A 19,585-nucleotide genomic window follows, 5' to 3' on the forward strand; every position below is an offset into this window, starting at 1 on the left:
GCCACGTCATCCACGTATGAACGCGGCCCCGTGCAGCGTCTCACCACCGCACCGCCATGGCGGCACGCACCCCGATTCTTCCTGTCCGAGCCGATGGTTGCGAACCCGGGGGCGGATCGGGGTGTCTTGGGGCAAAATGGCCGCACTTTCGAGCACGGCCGGGACACCACCCCCGTATACGGCTCGGACGAGGCCTTTTGCGGCCGAGACGCCAGGTCTATTACAAGTTCGCCGCCCTACCTACCGGCTGGGGCCGCTGAAGTACGGCGCCTGCCATCCAGGACCGCCTATCGTCTAGGACCGCTGAAGTAGGGCGAACGACGCCCCCTGGTTGTCCGTGACCACCGCCACCCGCCCGTACGACGTGTCGAAGGGCGGCGCCTGGACGCGGCCGCCGAGCCGGTTCACCGTCCCGAGTACGGCGTCACAGTCCTCGACGCCGAAGTGGACGAGGAAGTGGGGCGGCATCTCGGCCGGGAAGACGTCGGCCACGGGGGCCCTGCCGAAATCAGGGGAGGCATCGGGGCCGAAGAGCGCATCCAGGAAGACGGTGCCGTAGAACTGGTCGACCGTCGCCATGTCCCGGGCGTACAGCTCGGCCCAGCAGAAGGTGCCGGGCTCGTAGCGCTTGCCGAAGCCGGGGTGGGTGCCGGCCTGCCAGAGGCCGAAGACGGCGCCCTCCGGGTCGGCCGCGAGGGCCCTCGTGCCGAAGTCGCCCACCGGCGTCGGCGCGGTGATCAGCTGGCCGCCCTCCGCCCCGATCCGGTCGGCGAGCGCGGTGGCATCCGGCGTCGCGAAGTACACGGTCCAGACGGTGGGCATCCGGCCGTCCCGCTTGGGCACGAGGGCGGCGACGGGCTCGCCGTGAAGGTGCGCCCGCACGGCCCCTCGCGCCGGAGCCCCGGGTTCGTCCGGGTGGTGCCCCTCCTCGAAGGTCCACCCGAAGAGCTCACCGTAGAAGCGCTTGCCGGCCGCGACATCGGCGAGCTGCGCGTCGACCCAGCAGGGGACGCCTTCGGAGAAAGCGGCGGGGCTCTCGGGCAAGGGGGCGGATTCGGCCATGCGGCCAAGCTAACGGGCCTTCACGCATCCCGCAGAGCATGCGCATCCCTTTGTGCACGGGCACACGCACCCCCGCGTGAACAGGCACCCGCACCCTGTGTGCACAGGCACACGCACCCCTGTGATGAGCAGCCGCACCCCATTTGCAGTCGGCCGAATCGCGCTCCGATCACCCCTCGGTAAGCTGACGGCATGACAGGACAAGTGCGTACCGTCGACGGCCGCGTGGCCGGGCGGCGTGGGCAGGCGACCCGGCAGAAGCTGCTCGACTGCCTCAGCGAGATGCTCAGCTCCTCCCCTTACCGGGACGTCAAAGTCATTGATGTCGCCCGGAAGGCGGGCACTTCACCCGCGACCTTCTACCAGTACTTCCCGGACGTCGAAGGCGCCGTCCTGGAGATCGCCGAGCAAATGGCCACGGAGGGCGCCGGGTTGACCCAGTTGCTCGACGGGCGTTCCTGGGTCGGCAAGGCAGGCTGGCAGACCTCACAGGAACTCGTCGACGGTTTCCTGGAGTTCTGGCGGCGGAACGACGCGATCCTCAGGGTCGTCGATCTCGGTGCCGCCGAGGGCGACAAACGGTTCTACAAGATCCGTATGAAGATCCTCAACTCCGTGAACAACTCCCTTACGGACACGGTCACCGATCTCCAGTCCAAGGGCAAGGTCGACAAGGACGTGAACCCGGCGGCGATGGCCGGTTCCCTCGTCGCCCTGCTCGCGGCGGTGGCCTCGCACCAGAGGGGCTTCCAGTCGTGGGGCGTCAAGCAGGCTGAACTCAAGCCGAATCTGGCGCTGTTGGTGCACCTGGGCGTGACGGGGAAGAAGCCCACGAAGTAGCCATCCTTCGCGTCCCTTCCTGCCCCCACCCCTGCCCCTTCCCGTCCAGTGGTTCAACTCCTGTCATGCGGGCGGCAGTCCACCCATCCCTGTGGACTGCCGCCTGCTGCGCTGTGCGCGCGGCACAGCCCTTCCTTCTCCGCCTTCGGACGAGCTCAGCGCCGCACGATCCGGAACAGCCGGATCTCCCGGTCGATCCGCTCCTGATAAGTGACGTACGGCGGCCAGAACGCCACCACCGCCTTCCAGGCCGCGGCCCGCTCGTCCCCCTCCAGGAGATGAGCGGTTACGGCGATGTCCTCGCCCTTCCAGCTGATCCCGCCGTCCGGATGCGCGAGGAGATTGGCGGTCCAGGCAGGGTGATCCGGGCGGCCGAAGTTGGAGCCGATGAGGATCCAGCTGCCCGGACCGGCGGCACCCTCGCCCTCGGAAGCCTCGGGCATACAGGCCAACGGCGTACGCCGCTCCAGCCCGCTCCTGGCACCACGCACGGTGAGGATGACCCCCGGCAGCATCTGTGCACTGAGCAGCACCTTGCCGCGCGTCAGCCGGTGCACCACACGGTCCAGCGCGGGAATGAGGTGCGGCGCGACCCGCGCGAACGCCCGGGTCGAGGAGACCTTCTGCACCAGCCGGACCCCTGGAACCCGGCCGCCGACTCGGGCACTGGCACGGTCACTGGCACTGGGCATCACATGGCCACCTTTCCACGGCTGTCGCCGCCGTAATCGAACAAGTGCGCCACATCGGCGGCGTGCCCCCGTAGGCGATGCACCGGCCCGAAGAGCAGCTCGTCACCGGCCGACCGCTTGAAGTACAGATGGGCCTCGTGCTCCCAGGTGAACCCGATACCGCCGTGCAACTGGATCCCCTCGGACGCGGCGACCCGCAGGGCCTCCAGCGCCTGAGCGAGCGCGAGCCCGCCCACCCGCTCACCACCGGCACCGGCACCGGCACCGGCACCAGGGCTGGCACCGGCCGCCCAAGCCGCGTAATACGCCGCCGAGCGCGCCGCCTGCACCCCCACATACACATCCGCCAGCCGGTGCTTCACCGCCTGGAACGACCCGATCGCCCGCCCGAACTGCTCCCGCTGCCGCACGTACTCGACCGTCCGCTCCAGAGCCCGGTCGGCGGCGCCCACGGCCTCGGTGGCTAGTACGGCAGCAGCCACGTCCCCGACATCGGTGAGCGCTCCGGACACATCGGCGCCATCGTCCCCGAGCAACTCGGCTTCCACATCACGGAGTTCGATCCGTGCCTGGGGCCGCGTCTCATCGAGGGACGTCTGCCGGACCCGCACGAGCCCGTCGACAGCCCCGTCCCCTACTCGGGTCTCCCCCGCCCGTACGAGGAACAGCAGCGTCCGAGCCCGTACGAAGCCCCCTGTGTGCGCAGCCACCACAAGCAGCCCCGCACTATGTCCGTCGAGCACCTGTGCCGCCTGCCCATAGAGCCGCCACACACCATCGACCTGCCGAGCCTGTATGCCACCGGCACGGCCGCCGCCCGCCCAGTCGCCGCGGTTGTCGCCCACCAGTCCGAGCACCGTCGCAAGCCGCGCGCCCGGCACCGCTAGGGCGGCGGTCACCTCGCCGGAGGCAAGGCGCGGCAGCAATTCCGCGCGCTGGGCCTCGGTGCCCAGGGCCAGGATCAGCGGGGCCGCGAGGACGGCCGTGGACAGGAGCGGGGAAGGGGCGAGGGCGCGCCCCGACTCCTCGCAGGCGAGGGCGAGTTCGGTGACCGAGCAGCCGACACCGCCATACGCCTCGGGAAGGGCGAGCCCGGGCAGCCCGAGCTGCTGCGCGAGCGCGTCCCAGAGCGCGGCATCGTATCCGTCGGGGCTCCGCACGGCGGCCCGCACCTCTTCCGGCCCGCACCGCTTGACCAGCAACTCCCTCAGCGTGCGCCGGATCTCCTCCTGCTCGGCGGTGAAACGGGCGTCCATGGCAGCCTCCTCCCCGGATCTGACGGACCGTCATATTAGGCCCGCACCAGAGGAATGCACAGGCCTGCACCACGGAAATGGATGGACCCGCACCATGGGAACACCTGGCCCCGCACCACGGGAATGCACCGCCCCGCAGCGCGGGAACGCACAGGCCCGCGACACCCTCCCCCACCCACCATTACCTGATGTACCGTCAGATTCATGACGCCAGGAACTCCCACCAAGGCCAGGACTTCCGGTAAGCGCAGGGTGGCCGTCGTCGGCGTATCCCTCTCCGACTGCGGCCGCGTCGACGAGGCGACCCCGTACGCCTTGCACGCCCAGGCCGCCCGGCGTGCGCTGGCCGACTCGGGGCTCGGCCGTGAGGTGGTCGACGGTCTCGCGTCGGCGGGCCTCGGCACGCTGGCGCCCGTGGAGGTGGCGGAGTATCTGGGGCTGCGGCCCACCTGGGTCGACTCGACCTCCGTCGGCGGCTCCACCTGGGAGGTCATGGCGGCCCACGCGGCCGACGCGATCGCGGCGGGCCACGCGAACGCGGTCCTGCTGGTCTACGGCTCCACCGCCCGCGCCGACATCAAGGCAGGCCGCCGCACCAGCAACCTGTCCTTCGGCGCCCGGGGCCCCCTCCAGTTCGAGGTCCCGTACGGCCACACCCTCATCGCCAAGTACGCGATGGCCGCCCGGCGCCACATGCACGAGTACGGCACAACCCTGGAACAGCTCGCCTCGGTCGCCGTCCAGGCCCGCGCGAACGCGGCGGCGAACCCGGAGGCGATGTTCCGCGATCCGGTCACCGTCGACGACGTCCTGTCCGGCCCGATGATCGCGGACCCCTTCACCAAGCTGCACTGCTGCATCCGCTCCGACGGCGGCGCGGCGGTCCTGCTGGCCGCCGAGGAGTACGTACGGGACTGCCGTACCGCTCCCGTCTGGGTCCTCGGCACCGGCGAGCACGTCTCGCACACCGCCATGTCCGAGTGGGCGGACTTCACCGTCTCGCCGGCGGCGGTGAGCGGTCGCCTCGCCTTCTCCCGCGCCGGGGTCCGCCCGGACGAGATCGACCTGGCCGAGATCTACGACGCCTTCACCTACATGACGCTCGTGACACTGGAGGACCTCGGCTTCTGCGAGAAGGGGGAGGGAGGTCCGTTCGTGGACGCCGCGAAGGGCCGGCTGCTGGTGGGCGGGGAACTGCCCGTCAACACGGACGGCGGCGGTCTTTCGGCCCAACACCCGGGGATGCGGGGGCTGTTCCTACTGGTGGAAGCCGTACGGCAGTTGCGCGGAGAGGCCGGGGAACGCCAGGTGAGAAAAACCGGCGGGCGCCTTCCGGAGCTGGCGGTGGCCTCGGGTACGGGCGGGTGGTTCTGCTCCTCAGGGACGGTGGTGCTGGGGCGGGGGTGAGCCGCGACCGATGCCTCGAACCCTCAACACCATCTACCTGTACGGCACTTCACTCGCGTGTCGGACAGTCCGCGGGGTACCAGAGAGACCCGTAGAGAAGCGGTGAAGCGAGTGGAGAGGGGCCGATTCATGGCATGGCGGGGACCACTCACCCAAACTGTGGTTCCGTCTGGTCCTGTCCGTCCTCTGCGGCGCGGCTCCAGCACCGACGACTGCGACACATGGGTGAGGCCCTGAACAACTCAACCCACCGACAGGGCAAAGAAGTTCGGCGCTGACCGGTTCTGACGTACCGCCCTGACCGGCGTCGGTATCTTCGCCGGCGCCGGTGTCCGGTTCCGGCGGCCCGCGAAGACGAACAGGCGCAGCACCAGGAAGCGTCCGATTCCGGCGAGCCCGGAGGCGCTGAGGTAGACGGCCTGTTCGGTCAGCGTCCCGGGCGACGACTGCGCGAGATGCAGGGCGAACATCGCGACGGAAGTCACCGCGTACGCGCCCACGGCCGATCCCGCCGACTGCCAGTGCTGGCGCCATCCGGCACGCTGCCCGGCCCCGAAGGTGAAGCGTGCGTGCAACTCCGTGCACAGGACGGTGGAGGCGACGGTGATCAGCGCGTTCGCCACAGCCCAGGGCAGCGTCCCGGCGAGCATCGCCACGGCGGCACTGGAGAGGAGCCCGACACCGCCGCCGCACAGGACGAACCGGGCGAAGGAGGCGAGTGGGCCAGGGGTCGCAGGGGTCTCCGGGGCCGCCGGGATCGCCGGGACAGCCAGAGGCGCCGGGGTTACGGGGGTCACTGGGGTCACTGGGGTCACTGGGGTCACCCGGATCGGGCGTACCCCGTCCGTGCCGGGCTCCGTCGGCTCGGAACCCCGCGCCGCGAACGCCGTCTCCGGCTGCGACAAGAGCAGCGAATTCATGGGAGGGGTTTCCTTCCGGGCGGGGCCGTGAACCTCTGGGATCAACTGGGTTCAACGATGTCGTCGCCCGCGCCTCAGCACGAGGAGGTGCACTACCCAACTGGGGGTACGGCTAGCCCCACCATGGGCCGGGTGCCCACGGGGGTGTCGGCCCCGCCCGCGGGTGTGTCGGTCGCCCGGAATGCGGAGCGGTACCGGGCACGCTGACGCAGACAACCAGTGTTCGCAGCCTGCCCGCAGCATGGAGGAGACCGACATGGCCCTGACTCGCCAAGAGCGCGAAGCCTTTCTCGCCGAGCCGCACGTCGCCGCGATCGCGATCGACGCGGGGGCGGGAAGGGCCCCGCTCACCGTGCCGATCTGGTACCAGTACGAGCCCGGCGGCATCGTATGGATCATGACGGGGCAAAACTCCCGTAAGAACAGCCTGATCAGCGCGGCGGGCCGGTTCACGCTGATGGTCGACCGGCTCGAACCCACCATCCGGTACGTGTCGGTCGAGGGACCGGTGCTCGACAGCACTCCCGCCACCCGCGAACAGCTCCAGGAGATCTCGGCCCGCTACCTCCCGGCCGAAAAGGTCGACGCCTACGTCGACTTCGCATGGAAGGAACACGGCGCCAACGTGATCGTCCGCATGCAGCCCGAACACTGGGTCTCGTCCGACCTCGGCTCGGTGTGAGGCGAGTTGGGCGTGGGGCAGGTCGGGCCCGAAACGGGGTCGGGCGTAAAGCCAGTCAGTCGTAAACCCAGTCAGTCGTAAGGCCCGTTCGGTGGGAGGCGGGCTCGGTGTGAGGCGGGTCAGGCGGGCTCGGTGTGAGGCGGGTCAGGCGGGTTCGGCGTGAGTCGGGTGAGGCGGGTTCGGCGTGAGTCGGGTGAGGCGGGTTCGGCGCGAGGCGGGTCCCGCGTGACAATCGGGGTATGAGCGCCGACCATGCCGACCCGTCCGCCGAGTTCGTTCGTCTGCTCCGGTCCCAACGGGTCTGGGACACCGAGCTGCCCCCCTTCGATCCGGGGGCGGCGCCCGACGAGCCACTGCCGCTGTTCGAGCGGTGGTTCGCGGAGGCGGTGGCGGCGGGACAGACCGAGCCGCACACCGTGTCCCTCGCCACGGCGGACGAGGACGGACTGCCGGACGTCCGTACGGTGATGCTGCACGGGGCGGACGCGGACGGCTGGTCCTTCGCGTCGCACGCGACGAGCCGCAAGGGGCGGCAACTGGCCGCCCGCCCGTACGCCGCCCTCGGCTTCTACTGGCCCGCGCAGGGCCGCCAGATCCGCCTCCGCGGCCCCGTCACCGTCGCCCCTCCCGCGGCAAGCCAGGCGGACCTGCACGCGCGCTCCACCGGCGCACTGGCCGCCGCCCTCGTCGGCCACCAGAGCGAAATCCTGCCGTCGCAAAAGGAGTTGGAGCGAGCGTCCGACGCGGCCTGGTCTCAGGCCCAGCGCGAGCCCGCCACCCCGGCCCCCACCTGGACCCTCTACCACCTCCGCCCGAACGAGGCGGAGTTCTTCCAGGGAGACGCCCACAGACGCCACGTACGCCTCAACTACCGTCGTGCGGAAGCTGGTTGGCTCAAGGAACTGCTGTGGCCGTGAGGTCGGGGTCGTGACGTCGGGGCCGTGAGGTCGAGGGTCATTACGGGGCGGTCGGCTCCGGATCCGTGGCCACCCGCCCGTGCAAGTGCACATCCCGGAACGTGTCGTGCCGCCCCGCCTCGAACATCGCGCCCCGCAGCGTCCCCTCGTACGGGAATCCGCAGCGCTCGGCGATGCGGCAGGACGCGTCGTGGCCCAGGGCGTGGCCCAGTTCCAGGCGGTGCAGGCCGAGGTCGGTGAAGGCGAAGCTGGTGGCGACGAGGAGGGCGCGGGTGGCGACCTGGCGGCCGCGGGCGTCGGGGAGGACCCAGTAGCCGACGCGGGCGCAGCGCATGACGTGGTCGATCTCGTTGACGCCGATGTGGCCGAACACCTCGCCGGTGTCCGCCTCCGTGACGCAGAAGGAGACACCGCTCGCGTCCACCGCGGCCTCGGCACGCGAGCGGAGCGACTCACGCGCGCCGTCGATGTCCCGGACGATCTTCAGCGGCGTGTTCCAGCGCTGGAACTCCGGGTCGGACAGCCCGCGCAGCCACGCCGATACGTCGACGTCGGACTCGGCGTTCCAGGGGCGCAGCCGCAGACCGTGCCCGCGCCGCTCGGGGAAGGGTTGGATGGCGTACTGCTCGTGGACTTCGGCCATCCACCCATTGAAACTCCTCAGCGCGTACGGCTCCCACTCGGGGCCGGGTCACCGAGCAGCAGGGCGTCGACCTGCGAGCCGCCGTCCGCGCGCGTACGACTGTCCGCGCCCGTACGACTCACCCCCAAGGCCGGAACACCGGCACCCACACGTCCCCCGCGCCCCCCACGTCCCGGAACGTCACCCCAAGGCCCATCCCGACCCGCAGCGCCCCCTCCGCGCACTCCACGACCTCGGTCATCATCCGCGGCCCCTCCGCGAGGTCGACGACGGCGGCGACGTACGGGACGCGCTCGCCGAACGGCGGGAGATCGTTGCGGTGGACGACGGACCAGGTGTAGAGCGTGGCGCGGCCGCTCGCCTGCTCCCACCGCACGTCCTCGCTCCAGCAGTGCGGGCAGAACTCCCGGGGGTAGTGGTGGACCCGCCCGCACCCCCCGCAGCGACGCACCAGCAGCCGGCCCTCCCGCGCCGCGTCCCAGTACGGCCGCGTGAAAGCGTCCACCTCGGGCAGATCGAAGCGCGCGCCGCTCATCGGGACCCTCCGCCAGTCACGAGGACTCCCCGGCCCCCGGCGCTCATGAGAACAGCCCGATCGCGTCGTCCAACGACCACGTCTGCCACGACATCCCGAACAGAGCGACGACCGAGATCAGCGCCATCATCGAGTTCTGACCCTGCTCGGCCCAGTCGTGGATCATGAGGACGAGGTAGAGAAGGTTGAGGAGCAGCCCTCCGACCAGGGCGATCGGCGTCAGGAAGCCGAGGATCAGCCCGAGGCCCAGTGCGAGCTCCGCGTACGCGACCACATACGCCATCGTCCGCGGGCGCGGCGCGACGACCGTGTCGAAGCCGCTTCGGACCGCGTTCCACCGGTGCTTCGCCGCGATGTCCGCCGCCCACGCGATCCCGCTCCCCCGCTCGAACCACGCCTTCTTGTCCTTGTGCCGCCAGCTCTCCAGCCACCACAGCCCGAGCCCGATACGGAGCACGGCCAGCCATTCCGCCCCGCTGAGCCAGATCGTGTCCATGGGCGACCCCACTCCCTCGGTTTCTGACGGTACGTCAGTTTCACCGCACGGAAGCGGACACGCAAGAGGCGTACACCACCGCCGCACGCTCCCGGCACCCAAGCCCCTCTCCACCGAGGGCCCCAGCGCGGCCCCTCCCCCGAACAGCCCGGCGCGAGCCCTCCACCGAGCCCCACCGCACCCGCCCCCTCCACGCGCCCAGCACAACCAAGTGACCTACGCCACGAGCCCCACCCACCCCTCCTACAGCCGTGATCAGTTCGCAACCGATTCCGGGCTTGACCGAGACCTAACAAGTGACCACGTGATTACGCTCACGAACATGGCCGACTCCTCTGCTTCCTCGACACCGCACCCGGTGCCGTCCCACGAAGACCGCCCCGTGTACGTGATCGGCGGCGGCCCCGGCGGACTCGCCGCTGCGTACGCGCTGCGTGCGCAGGGCGTACGCGCCGTCGTGCTGGAGAAGTCCGAGCGCGTCGCGGCGTCCTGGCGGCGCCACTACGACCGGCTGCACCTGCACACCACACGGCGACTGTCGTCGCTCCCCGGTCTGCCCATACCGCGCGCGTTCGGGCGGTGGGTGTCACGAGACAACGTCGTGCGCTACCTGGAGAAGTACGCCGAGCACCACCAGCTGGAGATCGTGACGGGCGTCGAGGTCTCGCGCGTCGAACCCGCCCCGGGCGGCGACGGCTGGCTGCTGCACGCCACCGGCGGGCGGGAGTTGACCGGCAGCGCGGTGGTCATCGCCACCGGCTACAACCACACGCCCCACGTCCCCGACTGGCCAGGCCGCGACAGCTACACCGGCGAACTCCTGCACGCCGGCGACTACCGCAACCCCGCCCCCTTCACCGGCCGCGATGTCCTCGTCGTCGGCGTCGGCAACACGGGCGCCGAGATCGCCGTGGACCTGATCGAGGGCGGCGCCGCGCGCGTCCGTCTCTCCGTCCGGACCGCCCCGCACATCGTGCGCCGTTCCACGGCCGGCTGGGCCGCCCAGTTCACGGGCATCGTCGTACGTCGGCTGCCGGTCGGCCTCGTCGACCGCCTCGCCGGGCCGATGGCCAGGCTGAGCGTCCCCGACCTCTCCGCCCAGGGGCTGCCCCGCCCCGACACCGGCCTCTACTCACGTGTCAACGAAGGCTCCATCCCCGTCCAGGACGTGGGTCTCATCGACGCCGTCCGCAAGGGCCGGGTCGAGATCGTGGCCGCGGTGGACGGTTTCGAGGACGGCAAGGTCGTCCTCGCCGACGGCGGCCGGATCGGCCCGGACATCGTGATCGCCGCGACCGGCTACCAGCGCGCCCTGGAGGGTCTCGTCGGCCACCTCGGCGTACTCGACGAGCGCGGCCGCCCGGCCGTACACGGCGCCCGCACCCCGAGGAACGCCCCCGGCCTCTATTTCAGTGGCTTCACCAACCCCATCAGCGGCATGTTCCGCGAACTGTCGATCGACGCGGAGAAGATCGCGAAGGTCATCGCCCGCCACTCCACGACGCGGAAACCGTCTTCAGGGCCTGTTTCCTGAACTCCGAGGTGCGCGAGCGCATCCTGGCCGCGGGGGATGCGCTGGACAGGCCATGGGACGGAATCAGCGGAGTCGGAGTCGGCTGAGGTGCGGGCGCTGCGCTTCGCCACCGCCACCGCCACCGCCGCAGCCGCAGCCGCAGCCATGGTCCGGCAGCTGCTCACCGACGCCGTCCTGCCCGGCGAACTGCTGCCCGCCGACCGGCCCGCGCCGACCCTGCGTGCCACGTACACGGGCTACCGGAGCGAACTGACCGAAGCGGTGCGGACCGGCCACGGGAACACGGGGGCGGGTCCATGTGCTTGAGGATCATGTGGGGAGCGATGAAGGGAAGTCACAGTGGATCTTGAACTGACTGGTCGGCGTGCGGTTATCACTGGCGGGAGCCGAGGGATCGGTCTGGCGATCGGACGGGCATTGGCAGCCGAGGGGGCCGATGTGGCACTTGTCGCGCGAGACAAGGACGCTCTCACGAGGGCTGCCGAGCAGCTCGCCGCGGAGAGCGGCCGCCGAGTGATCGGTGTACCTGCCGACACCGGGGACGACCAGTCCGTGGCCGCGATGGCCGAGGAGGTCGTCCGGCAGCTCGGAGGCGTCGACATTCTCGTCAATGCCGCAGCCACCCCCAACACCGGTGGTTTCTCCGAGGACGCGTTGGAAGGCGAGATCAACGTCAAGGTCCAGGGATATCTACGCACGGCACGTGCCTTTGCGCCGCTCATGACCGCTCAGGGCTGGGGCCGCATCATCAACATCGCCGGCCTTGCCGCACGCCAGACGGGTTCGGTGGTCGGATCCGTACGCAACGTCGCAGTGGCCGCACTGAGCAAGAACCTCGCGGACGAACTCGGCCCTCAAGGCGTGAACGTCCTGGTCGTACACCCTGGCGCGACGCGTACCGAGCAGACCACGCAGGTGCTCGCCGCTACGGCCGACGCACGAGGCACCAGCGTGCAGGAGGTGGAGCGGGCGATGGCGTCGACGGTGTCGATCGGCCGTCTGGTGACCGCGCAGGAGGTCGCGGCTGTGGTCACCTTCCTCGCCAGCCCGAAAAGCGTCGCGCTGAACGGCGATCCGATCGTCGCGAGCGGCGGTACCCGAGGCCCCATCTACTACTGAGGCGCCGTCGGCGCGGACGACCTACTACTGAGGCCGTCGGCACGGACGACGACACCCACGCCGTGCGTCCGCGTCGCTGAGGATCGCGATGTCCGGGTCCCCGGCCTGCCACCGGCCGGGATGAACTGCGAGGCCGTCTTCACGCGGCCGTGAACCGTGGACGTCACAGAACAAGCGGTCGTGCCGGTTCGCGCCGCACGGCCGATGAACGCCGAGAACGCCGAGGCGTCAGGAGCTCATCATCTCGCGCACCAGGGGTGCCACCTTCGTGCCGTACAGCTCGATGTTGGTCAGGAGCGTGCTGTGCGGCATGCCGGCCATCGCGTACTTGAGGTCGAAGCGGGTCGCGTCGAGTTCCTTGAGTGTCGCGGTGATCTTGCGGGCCACGGTTTCGGGCGATCCCACGTGCAGCGCGCCACCGGGGCCCACATCACGCATGAGGCTCTCGCGGGTGGGGGTACGGAAACCTCGCTGCTTGGCCACGCCGCGAATCACGGTTTCGAAGGCGGGCAGAAACTCCTCCACCGCCTGCTCGTCGGTGGCCGCGACATGGCCGGGCGCATGGACGCCGACGGGCCGCCGGGGCTGTCCGAACTTCTCCAGCGCCTGCTGGAACAGCTGGGAGAACGGTGCGAAGCGGGCTGTTTCGCCCCCGATGATCGCGAGCATCAGCGAGAAGCCGTACTTGGCGGTCCGGACGACCGACTGGGGGCTGCCGCCGACGCCGACCCAGGTCGGGATCGCTCCCGACTCGCTGTGCGGGTAGATGGAGAGGCCGTCGAGCGACGGGCGGGTGTTGCCCGACCAGGTGACCGGCTTCTCCTGGAGCAGTTCGGCGAACAGGTTGAGCTTCTCCTCGAACAGCTCCTCGTAGTCGTTCAGGTCATAGCCGAAGATCGGGAAGGACTCGGTGCTCGATCCCCTGCCGAGGATCACCTCGGCGCGACCGCCGGAGACGCCGTCGAGCGTGGCGTAGCGCTGGAAGACCCGGACGGGGTCGTCCGAGCTGATCACCGTCACCGCCGAACCGAGGCGGATGTGCGAGGTGCGGGCCGCGATGGCCGCGAGCACGACGTCGGCTGCCGAGAGCGGCTGCCTCTCGGTGTGGTGCTCGCCGATCGCGAAGTGGTCCAGGCCGACCTGGTCGGCGAGGACGCCTTCCTCGACCAGTCCGCGAATGGTCTCGCCGTGCGTCAGCGGTGTGCCCTCGGCGTCGTTCGTCACGTCGCCGAAGGTGTCGAGCCCGAGCGTGACGTCTTTGTCACCGGTTCGGTCGATCGAGTGGTCGGTCATGGTCGTGCTCCTCGGGTTCTCGCTCCGGCGCGCATCACCAGGTGTGTCGATAGGTGTGTCAGTAGGTGTGTCGCCAGGTGTGTCAGGTCGCGAAGTGCCGCAGCGCGCTGATGAGTTGGGTCAGGTCGGTGCCCTCGACGTGGTTGAGGATGTGGCGCCGGACGCTGGCCAGGTGGGCGGGCCACGCCTGTTCCAGCCGGGCGAGGCCCGCATCCGTGAGGACGGCGTTCCACCCTCGGGCGTCCTCGGCGCATCTGACCCGTTCGACCAGTCCCAGTTTCTCCAGGCGAGTGACGATGCGGGTCATCCCGCTCAGCGAGAGGCTGCCGATGGCGGCGAGCTCGCTCATGCGCATCAGCCGGTGCGGGGCCTCGGACAGGAACATCAGTGTCATGTACTCGGAGAGCTGCATGTGCTGCTCTCGCATCATGTCGGCGTCGACCACGCGAGGCAGGGCGATCATCACCCGGCTGAGCTCGCGCACGAGGGTTTCCTCGTCCGCACTCATGGGCTGCAGTGGCTGCTCGGAGGTCGACATAGCTCTCATCTTACTTGTTTGACGAATCAAGCGATATGCTTGACGGGGCAAGTATCCACCTCGGGTCACCCTTGGGCCACCCTCGGGTCACCCTCGGGTCACCCTCGGGTCATCTTCATCGGAGCGTTCGCCACACGACGGAGGGGTCGGGCGTAGCTCACGCGGGTACACCTGAGACTGCCGGTGGACGCCGGGCGCCCCGTCGAGAGCTGGGCGCGGGCGTCGAGAACCCGCAACCAAGCGCCCTCCACGCGTCTTTGCGTGCACGACGGTTCCTGACACGGCGTCAGTTAAGTAATCTGACTATGCGTCAGTTAATTGGCTGTCACACAGGAGCGGGCGGACCGATGCTTGGATCAACCCACGGCACCCTCACCACCGACTCCCGCCGGGCCCGGGTCATCGCCTGCGGCGAGCAACCCTCACCCGTCGTACACGGCCGGCCGGCCGAGGTCCACGACCTGGACGTCAGCGGCCGTCCTCTGTATGCGGGCGTACCCGATCTGGACCGTTTCTTCCGTCCCGAGTCCGTGGCCGTGATCGGCGCCTCGGACGCCGAGGGGCGGCCGAACACCGGCATCACGCGGCAGCTGATCGCCTGGGCCGAGCGGGTCGGCGCGCGGCTGCACCCGGTGCACCCCACCCGTCAGTCCGTCTTCGGCATACCGTGTCTCCCTTCCATCTCGGACCTGCCCGAGCAGGTCGACCTGGCCGTCCTCCTGGTCGGCGACCCCCTTCCCCTGATCGAAAAACTGGCCGAGGCCAAGGTGAAGTTCGCGGTCGCCTTCGCCTCCGGGTTCGCCGAGACCGGAGCCGAGGGAGCCCTCGCACAGGCCCGGCTCGCCACCGCCGTCTCCGGCTCGGGGCTGCGGCTGCTCGGGCCCAACACCAACCTCAACGCCTTCGAGAGGTTCCGCGACGACCTCGACGGTCCCGCGATCGCGCTCATCACACAGTCCGGGCATCAGGGACGGCCGGTGTTCGCGATGCAGGAGCTGGGCGTGCGGCTCTCCCACTGGGCACCCACCGGCAACGAAGCCGACCTGGAGACCGCCGACTTCATCTCCTACTTCTCCGAGCGGCCCGAGGTCGGTGCCATCGCCTGCTACGTCGAGGGACTGAAGGACGGCCGCTCCTTTCTGCTCGCCGCCGACCGCGCCGCCCGGCGCGGGGTTCCCGTCGTCGCGGTCAAGGTCGGCCGCACCGAGACCGGCGCCCGCACGGCCGCCTCACACACCGGCAAGCTGACCGGCGCCGACACCGTGGTGGACGCGGCGATGCGGCAGTACGGCGTGATCCGCGTCGACGGACTCGACGAACTCCAGGACACCGCGGCCCTGTTGGCCCGCGCCCGCGCCCCGCAGGCCGACGGGGTCGTCGTCTATTCGATCTCGGGCGGCACGGGCGCGCACTTCGCGGACCTGGCGAGCGAGGCGGGACTGTCCCTGCCCACGCTGCCGACCGACAAGCAGGCCGAGCTGCACGAGTGGATACCCGAATATCTGAACGTCGCCAACCCCGTCGACAACGGCGGTCACCCGGTGGGCGACTGGCGCGGCCGCAAGATCATCGACGCGATCCTCGCCGACCCCTCCGTCGGCGTGCTGATCTGTCCCATCACCGGCCCCTTCCCGCCGATGAGCGACAAGCTGGCGCAGGATCTGGTGGACGCGGCGGAGCAGACGGACAAGCTGGTCTGCGTGGTGTGGGGGTCGCCGGTCGGCACGGAGGCCGCGTACCGCGAGACGCTGCTCGGGTCGTCCCGGGTCGCCACCTTCCGTACGTTCGCCAACTGCATCACCGCCGTACGCGCCTACCTGGACCACCACCGGTTCGCAGCCGCCTACCGCTCCCCCTTCGACGAGGCACCCCGCACCCCCTCGCCCTCCTTCCGCAAGGCGCAAGCCCTGATGCGGCCGGGGCAGCAGCTGAGCGAGCACGCGGCGAAGCAGTTGCTGCGCACGTACGGGATCCGCGTGCCCCGCGAGCAGTTGGTGACCAGTGCGGCGGCGGCCGTGCGGGCGGCGAGCCTGATCGGCTACCCCCTCGTGATGAAGGCCTCCGGCGCGCAGATCGCCCACAAGACCGAACTCGGCCTGGTGAAGCTCCCGCTGACCTCGGCCAGCCAGGTCCGCGACGCCTATCGCGAGCTGACCGACATCGCGCGCTACGAGGGGATCTCGCTCGACGGGGTGCTCGTGTGCCAGATGGTCGAACGGGGCGTCGAGATGGTCGTCGGCGTCACGCACGACGAGCTCTTCGGGCCGACCGTGACCGTCGGTCTCGGCGGCGTCCTCGTCGAGGTACTCCACGACACGGCCGTCCGCGTGCCGCCCTTCGGCGAGGACCAGGCCCACACCATGCTCGCCGAGCTGCGGGGGCGGGCGCTTCTCGACGGGGTCCGCGGGGCTCCGCCCGTCGACATCGACGCGCTGGTGGAGGTCGTCATACGCGTCCAGCGCATGGCACTCGAACTCGGGGACGACATCGCGGAGCTGGACATCAATCCGCTGATGGTGCTGCCTCGGGGGCAGGGGGCGGTGGCGTTGGACGCGCTGGTGATGTGCCGCTGAGCGGCCACGCCTCCTGCGCAGTGGGCCCACTCCGCGCAGAAGGCCCACTCCGCACAGGAGGCTTACTCCGCACAGGAGAGCTACTCCGCGCAGAAGGCTCACTGCTCCTCGTACGAAACGGAGTTCCCCCATGTCCGACTCCCCCCATGAATCTCCCGAAAAGTCCCTCGACTCATTGATACTTCACACCACTGACAACGCCGTCGCGTGGATCACCCTCAACCGGCCCGAGGCGATGAACGCCCTCACCTGGGACCAGCGGGAGCGGGTGATCGGGCTGCTCGCGGAGGCCTCCGCCGACCCGGACGTGCGGGCCGTCGTCATCACGGGGACGGGGCGCGGATTCTGTGCGGGCGCGGACCTGCGCGGGGGCCCGCCGGCCGGGGAACGGGTGCCCGGCGACGTCGCCCGTACGATCCGCCTCGGCGCCCAGCGCCTCATCTCCGCCGTTCTGGACTGCGAAAAGCCGGTGATCGCGGCGGTGAACGGCACGGCGGCCGGGATCGGCGCGCACCTCGCGTTCGCGTGCGATCTCGTACTCGCCGCGGACGGAGCCAGGTTCATCGAGGTGTTCGTACGCCGCGGCCTGGTCCCGGACGGCGGCGGCGCGTACCTCCTGCCCCGTCTGATCGGGCCGCAGCGCGCCAAGGAGCTGATGTTCTTCGGCGACGCGCTGACGGCCGCGGACGCGGAACGGCTCGGCCTGGTCAACAAGGTCGTACCGCCGCAGGAGTTGGAGAAGACCGCCCGCGAGTGGTCCGAGCGTCTCGCCACCGGCCCGACCCGCGCGCTCGCTCTCACCAAACAGCTGGTCAACGCGTCCCTGGACAGCGACCGCGGGACGGCTTTCGCCGCCGAAGCCGCCGCTCAGGAGATCAACATGACGACGGCGGACGCGAACGAGGGGGTCGCGAGTTTCGTGGAGCGGCGGGAGCCCCGGTACCGGGGACGTTGACCGAAACCGCTGACACCATTCACTTCTGACGATCCGTCAGCTTCAATGGGTGTCGTGATGGGACACGCAGGGATGGCGGCCACCGCTGTCCGATATCTCAGGTCGGTCGGGGCGCCCACGGTCGCGGAGCCCGTCGAAGCGCTGCCGCGCCCGGAGCTACGGGCGGTCGCGGACGACGAACGGGCACCGGTCGACCAGGCCGAATTCCGCCGCGTGCTGGGGAACTTCGCGACCGGGGTGACCGTGGTCACCGCGCCCGCCGCCGACGGCTCCGAGGGCGGTGGCTCGGGATCCCCAGGATCCGGCCCGGCCGGCTTCGCCTGCCAGTCGTTCTCCTCCCTCTCGCTCGACCCTCCGCTGGTCTGCTTCCTGGTCGGCCGTACGTCGTCGACCTGGCCGCGGATCGCCCGCGCCGGTGTCTTCTGCGTCAACGTGCTGGGGGAACACCAGGGCGAGTTGTGCCGCGGCTTCGCGGTGCGCGGCGGGGACAAGTTCGCGGGGGTCGCGTTCGACGCGGCGCCTGTCACGGGCTCTCCACGTCTCGCGGACGCCGCGGCCTGGATCGACTGCACGATCCACGCGGTGCACACAGGTGGGGACCATCTGATCGTGGTGGGGCGGGTGGAGGCGCTGGGCACGGGCAATGACGAGGCGGCACCGCTGTTGTTCCACAAGGGGCGGTTCGTCTGAGGGTGGTTCGCTTGAGGACGGTTCGTCTGAGGACGGTTCGCCCCAGAGCGCCGGGGGACCGGCGACCAGCCACCGGTCGACCGGCGCTTTCAGGCCGCCAACAGGGGCGTCGCCCGCACGGGCCGGCGCCGGATCACCAGTGCCATCAGCGCCGCCGCCGCGCACAGCGCTCCCGACGCGTACCAGACCACGTCGTACGAGCCGAACACGTCCCGCGCGACGCCGCCGAGGAAGGCGACGAGGGCGGCGCCGATCTGGTGCGAGGCGAGGACCCAGCCGAAGACGATGGCGCTGTCATCGCCGTACTGCTCCCGGCACAGGGCCAGGGTGGGCGGGACGGTGGCGACCCAGTCGAGGCCGTAGAAGACGATGAAGAAGATCATCGGCGGGTGCACGGTCGGGTACAGCAGGATCGGCAGGAAGAGGAGCGAGACGCCGCGCAGCGCGTAGTACACCGCCAGCAGCCGGCGCGGGTCGAAGCGGTCGGTGAACCAGCCGGAGGCAATCGTTCCGACGACGTCGAAGACGCCGATGACGGCGAGGAGCGAGGCCGCCGCCGTGACCGGCATGTGAGCGTCGTGGGCGGCGGGCACGAAGTGCGTCTGGATCAGGCCGTTCGTCGAGGCACCGCAGATCGCGAAGGTACCGGCGAGCAGCCAGAAGGGTCCGGTGCGGACGGCGGAGAGGAGGACTGTCACCGCACGGCGGGCGGCGCCCGGCACGGGGGCGGGCTTCTCCACGAACTCCGTTGCCCCGTAAGGCTTCTGGCCCACGTCCGCCGGGTGGTCCCGCAGCAGCAGCCATACGAAGGGGACCACCGCGAGAGCCGCGAGGGACACCGTCACGGCGGCGGGCCGCCAGTCGTGCCTCGTCACGATCCACGACAGCAGCGGCAGGAAGATCAGCTGGCCGGAGGCCGAGGCCGCCGTGAGGATGCCCGTCACCAGGCCGCGCTTCTCCGTGAACCAGCGGTTCGTGACGGTCGCCGCGAAGGCGAGCGCCATGGAACCGGACCCGAGCCCGACCAGGAGCCCCCAGCACAGCAGCAACTGCCAGACCGCCGTCATCCACACCGTCAGCCCCGACCCGAGCGCGATGACGACCAGGGCGACCGCGACTACCCGCCGTATCCCGAAGCGGTCCATCAGCGCGGCGGCGAACGGCGCCGTCAGCCCGTACAGCGCGAGGTTGATCGACACCGCCGCCCCGATCGTGCCGCGCGACCAGTAGAACTCCTCGCGCAGCGGATCGATCAGCAGCCCGGGCAGCGAGCGGAAGGCCGCCGCGCCGATGATCGTCACGAAGGTGACAGCGGCGACGAACCAGGCGCGGTGGATGCGGTGCTGCTTGGTCGTACGGGTCGACTTGGTGGTACGGGTCTGCCCATCGACCTCGGTGGCGTCAGCGACCTCAATGGCCTCAGTTGCCTTGAT

At 70.2% G+C, this 19,585-nt stretch carries 20 protein-coding genes; 10 read left to right on the top strand and 10 right to left on the bottom strand.

The window, feature by feature from the left end:
- Positions 1 to 294: 294 nt before the first annotated feature.
- A complete protein-coding gene (locus AB0N66_RS12590; RefSeq protein ID WP_365432268.1) occupies positions 295 to 1,062 on the bottom strand; it encodes a VOC family protein in 768 nt (255 codons plus the stop codon).
- A 204-nt stretch (positions 1,063 to 1,266) separates the two neighbouring features.
- On the opposite strand from AB0N66_RS12590, the gene AB0N66_RS12595 reads away from it, so the two are divergent.
- Positions 1,267 to 1,902 carry a TetR family transcriptional regulator gene (locus AB0N66_RS12595; RefSeq protein WP_365432734.1) on the top strand — a complete coding sequence of 212 codons (636 nt, stop codon included), beginning with the start codon at positions 1,267 to 1,269 and terminating at the stop codon, positions 1,900 to 1,902.
- Between the two features lie 155 nt (positions 1,903 to 2,057).
- On the opposite strand, the gene AB0N66_RS12600 is transcribed toward AB0N66_RS12595, so the two are convergent.
- A complete protein-coding gene (locus AB0N66_RS12600) occupies positions 2,058 to 2,594 on the bottom strand; it encodes a nitroreductase family deazaflavin-dependent oxidoreductase (RefSeq protein ID WP_365432271.1) in 537 nt (178 codons plus the stop codon).
- Positions 2,594 to 3,850 (bottom strand): acyl-CoA dehydrogenase family protein, encoded by a 1,257-nt coding sequence (locus AB0N66_RS12605; protein ID WP_365432274.1) that lies wholly within the window; start codon positions 3,848 to 3,850, stop codon positions 2,594 to 2,596. The genes AB0N66_RS12600 and AB0N66_RS12605 overlap by 1 nt, the downstream gene beginning before the upstream one ends.
- Positions 3,851 to 4,054: 204 nt before the next feature.
- On the opposite strand from AB0N66_RS12605, the gene AB0N66_RS12610 reads away from it, so the two are divergent.
- On the top strand, positions 4,055 to 5,257 hold the full coding sequence (locus AB0N66_RS12610) for an acetyl-CoA acetyltransferase (protein ID WP_365432277.1): 1,203 nt from the start codon (positions 4,055 to 4,057) through the stop codon (positions 5,255 to 5,257).
- A gap of 242 nt (positions 5,258 to 5,499) precedes the next feature.
- Here the strand turns inward: AB0N66_RS12610 and AB0N66_RS12615 are convergent, their stop codons facing one another.
- A complete protein-coding gene (locus AB0N66_RS12615; RefSeq protein ID WP_365432737.1) occupies positions 5,500 to 6,030 on the bottom strand; it encodes a GtrA family protein in 531 nt (176 codons plus the stop codon).
- Positions 6,031 to 6,433: 403 nt separating this feature from the next.
- On the opposite strand from AB0N66_RS12615, the gene AB0N66_RS12620 reads away from it, so the two are divergent.
- Complete coding sequence (locus AB0N66_RS12620; RefSeq protein ID WP_365432280.1) at positions 6,434 to 6,859, top strand: pyridoxamine 5'-phosphate oxidase family protein; 426 nt, start codon at positions 6,434 to 6,436, stop codon at positions 6,857 to 6,859.
- Between the two features lie 239 nt (positions 6,860 to 7,098).
- Positions 7,099 to 7,776, top strand: coding sequence for a pyridoxal 5'-phosphate synthase (locus AB0N66_RS12625; RefSeq protein ID WP_365432283.1), 678 nt, complete (start codon positions 7,099 to 7,101; stop codon positions 7,774 to 7,776).
- Between the two features lie 40 nt (positions 7,777 to 7,816).
- Here AB0N66_RS12625 and AB0N66_RS12630 read toward each other — a convergent pair whose 3' ends face one another.
- The 3 genes from AB0N66_RS12630 to AB0N66_RS12640 form a co-directional block, all read right to left on the bottom strand.
- A complete protein-coding gene (locus AB0N66_RS12630; protein WP_365432286.1) occupies positions 7,817 to 8,419 on the bottom strand; it encodes a GNAT family N-acetyltransferase in 603 nt (200 codons plus the stop codon).
- A 118-nt stretch (positions 8,420 to 8,537) separates the two neighbouring features.
- Positions 8,538 to 8,954, bottom strand: a complete 417-nt coding sequence (locus AB0N66_RS12635) for a Zn-ribbon domain-containing OB-fold protein (protein ID WP_365432289.1) — start codon at positions 8,952 to 8,954, stop codon at positions 8,538 to 8,540.
- A gap of 43 nt (positions 8,955 to 8,997) precedes the next feature.
- The gene (locus AB0N66_RS12640; protein WP_365432292.1) at positions 8,998 to 9,450 is read right to left on the bottom strand and encodes a DoxX family membrane protein; all 453 of its coding nucleotides are present in this window, start codon (positions 9,448 to 9,450) and stop codon (positions 8,998 to 9,000) included.
- 322 nt (positions 9,451 to 9,772) lie between these two features.
- Here AB0N66_RS12640 and AB0N66_RS12645 point away from each other — a divergent pair, with 322 nt between their 5' ends.
- Genes AB0N66_RS12645 through AB0N66_RS12655 form a run of 3 tightly spaced genes read left to right on the top strand, consistent with a single transcriptional unit; the run spans position 9,773 to position 12,103 of the window.
- Complete coding sequence (locus tag AB0N66_RS12645) at positions 9,773 to 10,984, top strand: NAD(P)/FAD-dependent oxidoreductase (protein WP_365432295.1); 1,212 nt, start codon at positions 9,773 to 9,775, stop codon at positions 10,982 to 10,984.
- A gap of 36 nt (positions 10,985 to 11,020) precedes the next feature.
- Positions 11,021 to 11,290 carry a hypothetical protein gene (locus AB0N66_RS12650; protein WP_365432298.1) on the top strand — a complete coding sequence of 90 codons (270 nt, stop codon included), beginning with the start codon at positions 11,021 to 11,023 and terminating at the stop codon, positions 11,288 to 11,290.
- Positions 11,291 to 11,323: 33 nt separating this feature from the next.
- Positions 11,324 to 12,103, top strand: a complete 780-nt coding sequence (locus AB0N66_RS12655; RefSeq protein ID WP_365432300.1) for an SDR family oxidoreductase — start codon at positions 11,324 to 11,326, stop codon at positions 12,101 to 12,103.
- Positions 12,104 to 12,331: 228 nt separating this feature from the next.
- Here AB0N66_RS12655 and AB0N66_RS12660 read toward each other — a convergent pair whose 3' ends face one another.
- Together AB0N66_RS12660 and AB0N66_RS12665 are read right to left on the bottom strand one after the other, a co-directional pair.
- A complete protein-coding gene (locus tag AB0N66_RS12660; RefSeq protein ID WP_365432303.1) occupies positions 12,332 to 13,396 on the bottom strand; it encodes an LLM class flavin-dependent oxidoreductase in 1,065 nt (354 codons plus the stop codon).
- An 82-nt stretch (positions 13,397 to 13,478) separates the two neighbouring features.
- Positions 13,479 to 13,934: a MarR family transcriptional regulator gene (locus AB0N66_RS12665; RefSeq protein WP_365432306.1), complete on the bottom strand. Its 456-nt coding sequence runs from the start codon at positions 13,932 to 13,934 to the stop codon at positions 13,479 to 13,481.
- 347 nt (positions 13,935 to 14,281) lie between these two features.
- Between AB0N66_RS12665 and AB0N66_RS12670 the strand changes: the two genes are divergently transcribed.
- From AB0N66_RS12670 to AB0N66_RS12680, 3 genes are all read left to right on the top strand, one after another.
- Entirely contained in the window at positions 14,282 to 16,507 is a 2,226-nt protein-coding gene (locus tag AB0N66_RS12670; RefSeq protein WP_365432309.1) for an acetate--CoA ligase family protein, read from the top strand.
- 130 nt (positions 16,508 to 16,637) lie between these two features.
- On the top strand, positions 16,638 to 17,462 hold the full coding sequence (locus AB0N66_RS12675) for an enoyl-CoA hydratase-related protein (protein ID WP_365432312.1): 825 nt from the start codon (positions 16,638 to 16,640) through the stop codon (positions 17,460 to 17,462).
- Between the two features lie 57 nt (positions 17,463 to 17,519).
- Positions 17,520 to 18,152 (top strand): flavin reductase family protein, encoded by a 633-nt coding sequence (locus AB0N66_RS12680; protein WP_365432740.1) that lies wholly within the window; start codon positions 17,520 to 17,522, stop codon positions 18,150 to 18,152.
- Positions 18,153 to 18,241: 89 nt separating this feature from the next.
- Here the strand turns inward: AB0N66_RS12680 and AB0N66_RS12685 are convergent, their stop codons facing one another.
- Positions 18,242 to 19,489, bottom strand: coding sequence for an MFS transporter (locus AB0N66_RS12685; protein WP_365432743.1), 1,248 nt, complete (start codon positions 19,487 to 19,489; stop codon positions 18,242 to 18,244).
- Positions 19,490 to 19,585 lie beyond the last annotated feature (96 nt).

The organism is Streptomyces sp. NPDC093544 (genome assembly GCF_040683495.1).
GTDB lineage: Bacteria > Actinomycetota > Actinomycetes > Streptomycetales > Streptomycetaceae > Streptomyces.

What these genes read in the sequence shown, in the direction of transcription:
- AB0N66_RS12610 (WP_365432277.1), top strand. Translation starts at nt 4,055, where the DNA reads ATGACGCCAGGAACTCCCACCAAGGCCAGGACTTCCGGTAAGCGCAGG.
- AB0N66_RS12680 (WP_365432740.1), top strand. Translation starts at nt 17,520, where the DNA reads ATGGGACACGCAGGGATGGCGGCCACCGCTGTCCGATATCTCAGGTCG.
- AB0N66_RS12640 (WP_365432292.1), bottom strand. Translation starts at nt 9,450, where the DNA reads ATGGACACGATCTGGCTCAGCGGGGCGGAATGGCTGGCCGTGCTCCGT.
- AB0N66_RS12650 (WP_365432298.1), top strand. Translation starts at nt 11,021, where the DNA reads ATGCGCTGGACAGGCCATGGGACGGAATCAGCGGAGTCGGAGTCGGCT.
- AB0N66_RS12600 (WP_365432271.1), bottom strand. Translation starts at nt 2,594, where the DNA reads ATGCCCAGTGCCAGTGACCGTGCCAGTGCCCGAGTCGGCGGCCGGGTT.
- AB0N66_RS12675 (WP_365432312.1), top strand. Translation starts at nt 16,638, where the DNA reads ATGTCCGACTCCCCCCATGAATCTCCCGAAAAGTCCCTCGACTCATTG.
- AB0N66_RS12625 (WP_365432283.1), top strand. Translation starts at nt 7,099, where the DNA reads ATGAGCGCCGACCATGCCGACCCGTCCGCCGAGTTCGTTCGTCTGCTC.
- AB0N66_RS12660 (WP_365432303.1), bottom strand. Translation starts at nt 13,396, where the DNA reads ATGACCGACCACTCGATCGACCGAACCGGTGACAAAGACGTCACGCTC.
- AB0N66_RS12590 (WP_365432268.1), bottom strand. Translation starts at nt 1,062, where the DNA reads ATGGCCGAATCCGCCCCCTTGCCCGAGAGCCCCGCCGCTTTCTCCGAA.
- AB0N66_RS12635 (WP_365432289.1), bottom strand. Translation starts at nt 8,954, where the DNA reads ATGAGCGGCGCGCGCTTCGATCTGCCCGAGGTGGACGCTTTCACGCGG.
- AB0N66_RS12665 (WP_365432306.1), bottom strand. Translation starts at nt 13,934, where the DNA reads ATGTCGACCTCCGAGCAGCCACTGCAGCCCATGAGTGCGGACGAGGAA.
- AB0N66_RS12670 (WP_365432309.1), top strand. Translation starts at nt 14,282, where the DNA reads ATGCTTGGATCAACCCACGGCACCCTCACCACCGACTCCCGCCGGGCC.
- AB0N66_RS12620 (WP_365432280.1), top strand. Translation starts at nt 6,434, where the DNA reads ATGGCCCTGACTCGCCAAGAGCGCGAAGCCTTTCTCGCCGAGCCGCAC.
- AB0N66_RS12645 (WP_365432295.1), top strand. Translation starts at nt 9,773, where the DNA reads ATGGCCGACTCCTCTGCTTCCTCGACACCGCACCCGGTGCCGTCCCAC.
- AB0N66_RS12630 (WP_365432286.1), bottom strand. Translation starts at nt 8,419, where the DNA reads ATGGCCGAAGTCCACGAGCAGTACGCCATCCAACCCTTCCCCGAGCGG.
- AB0N66_RS12605 (WP_365432274.1), bottom strand. Translation starts at nt 3,850, where the DNA reads ATGGACGCCCGTTTCACCGCCGAGCAGGAGGAGATCCGGCGCACGCTG.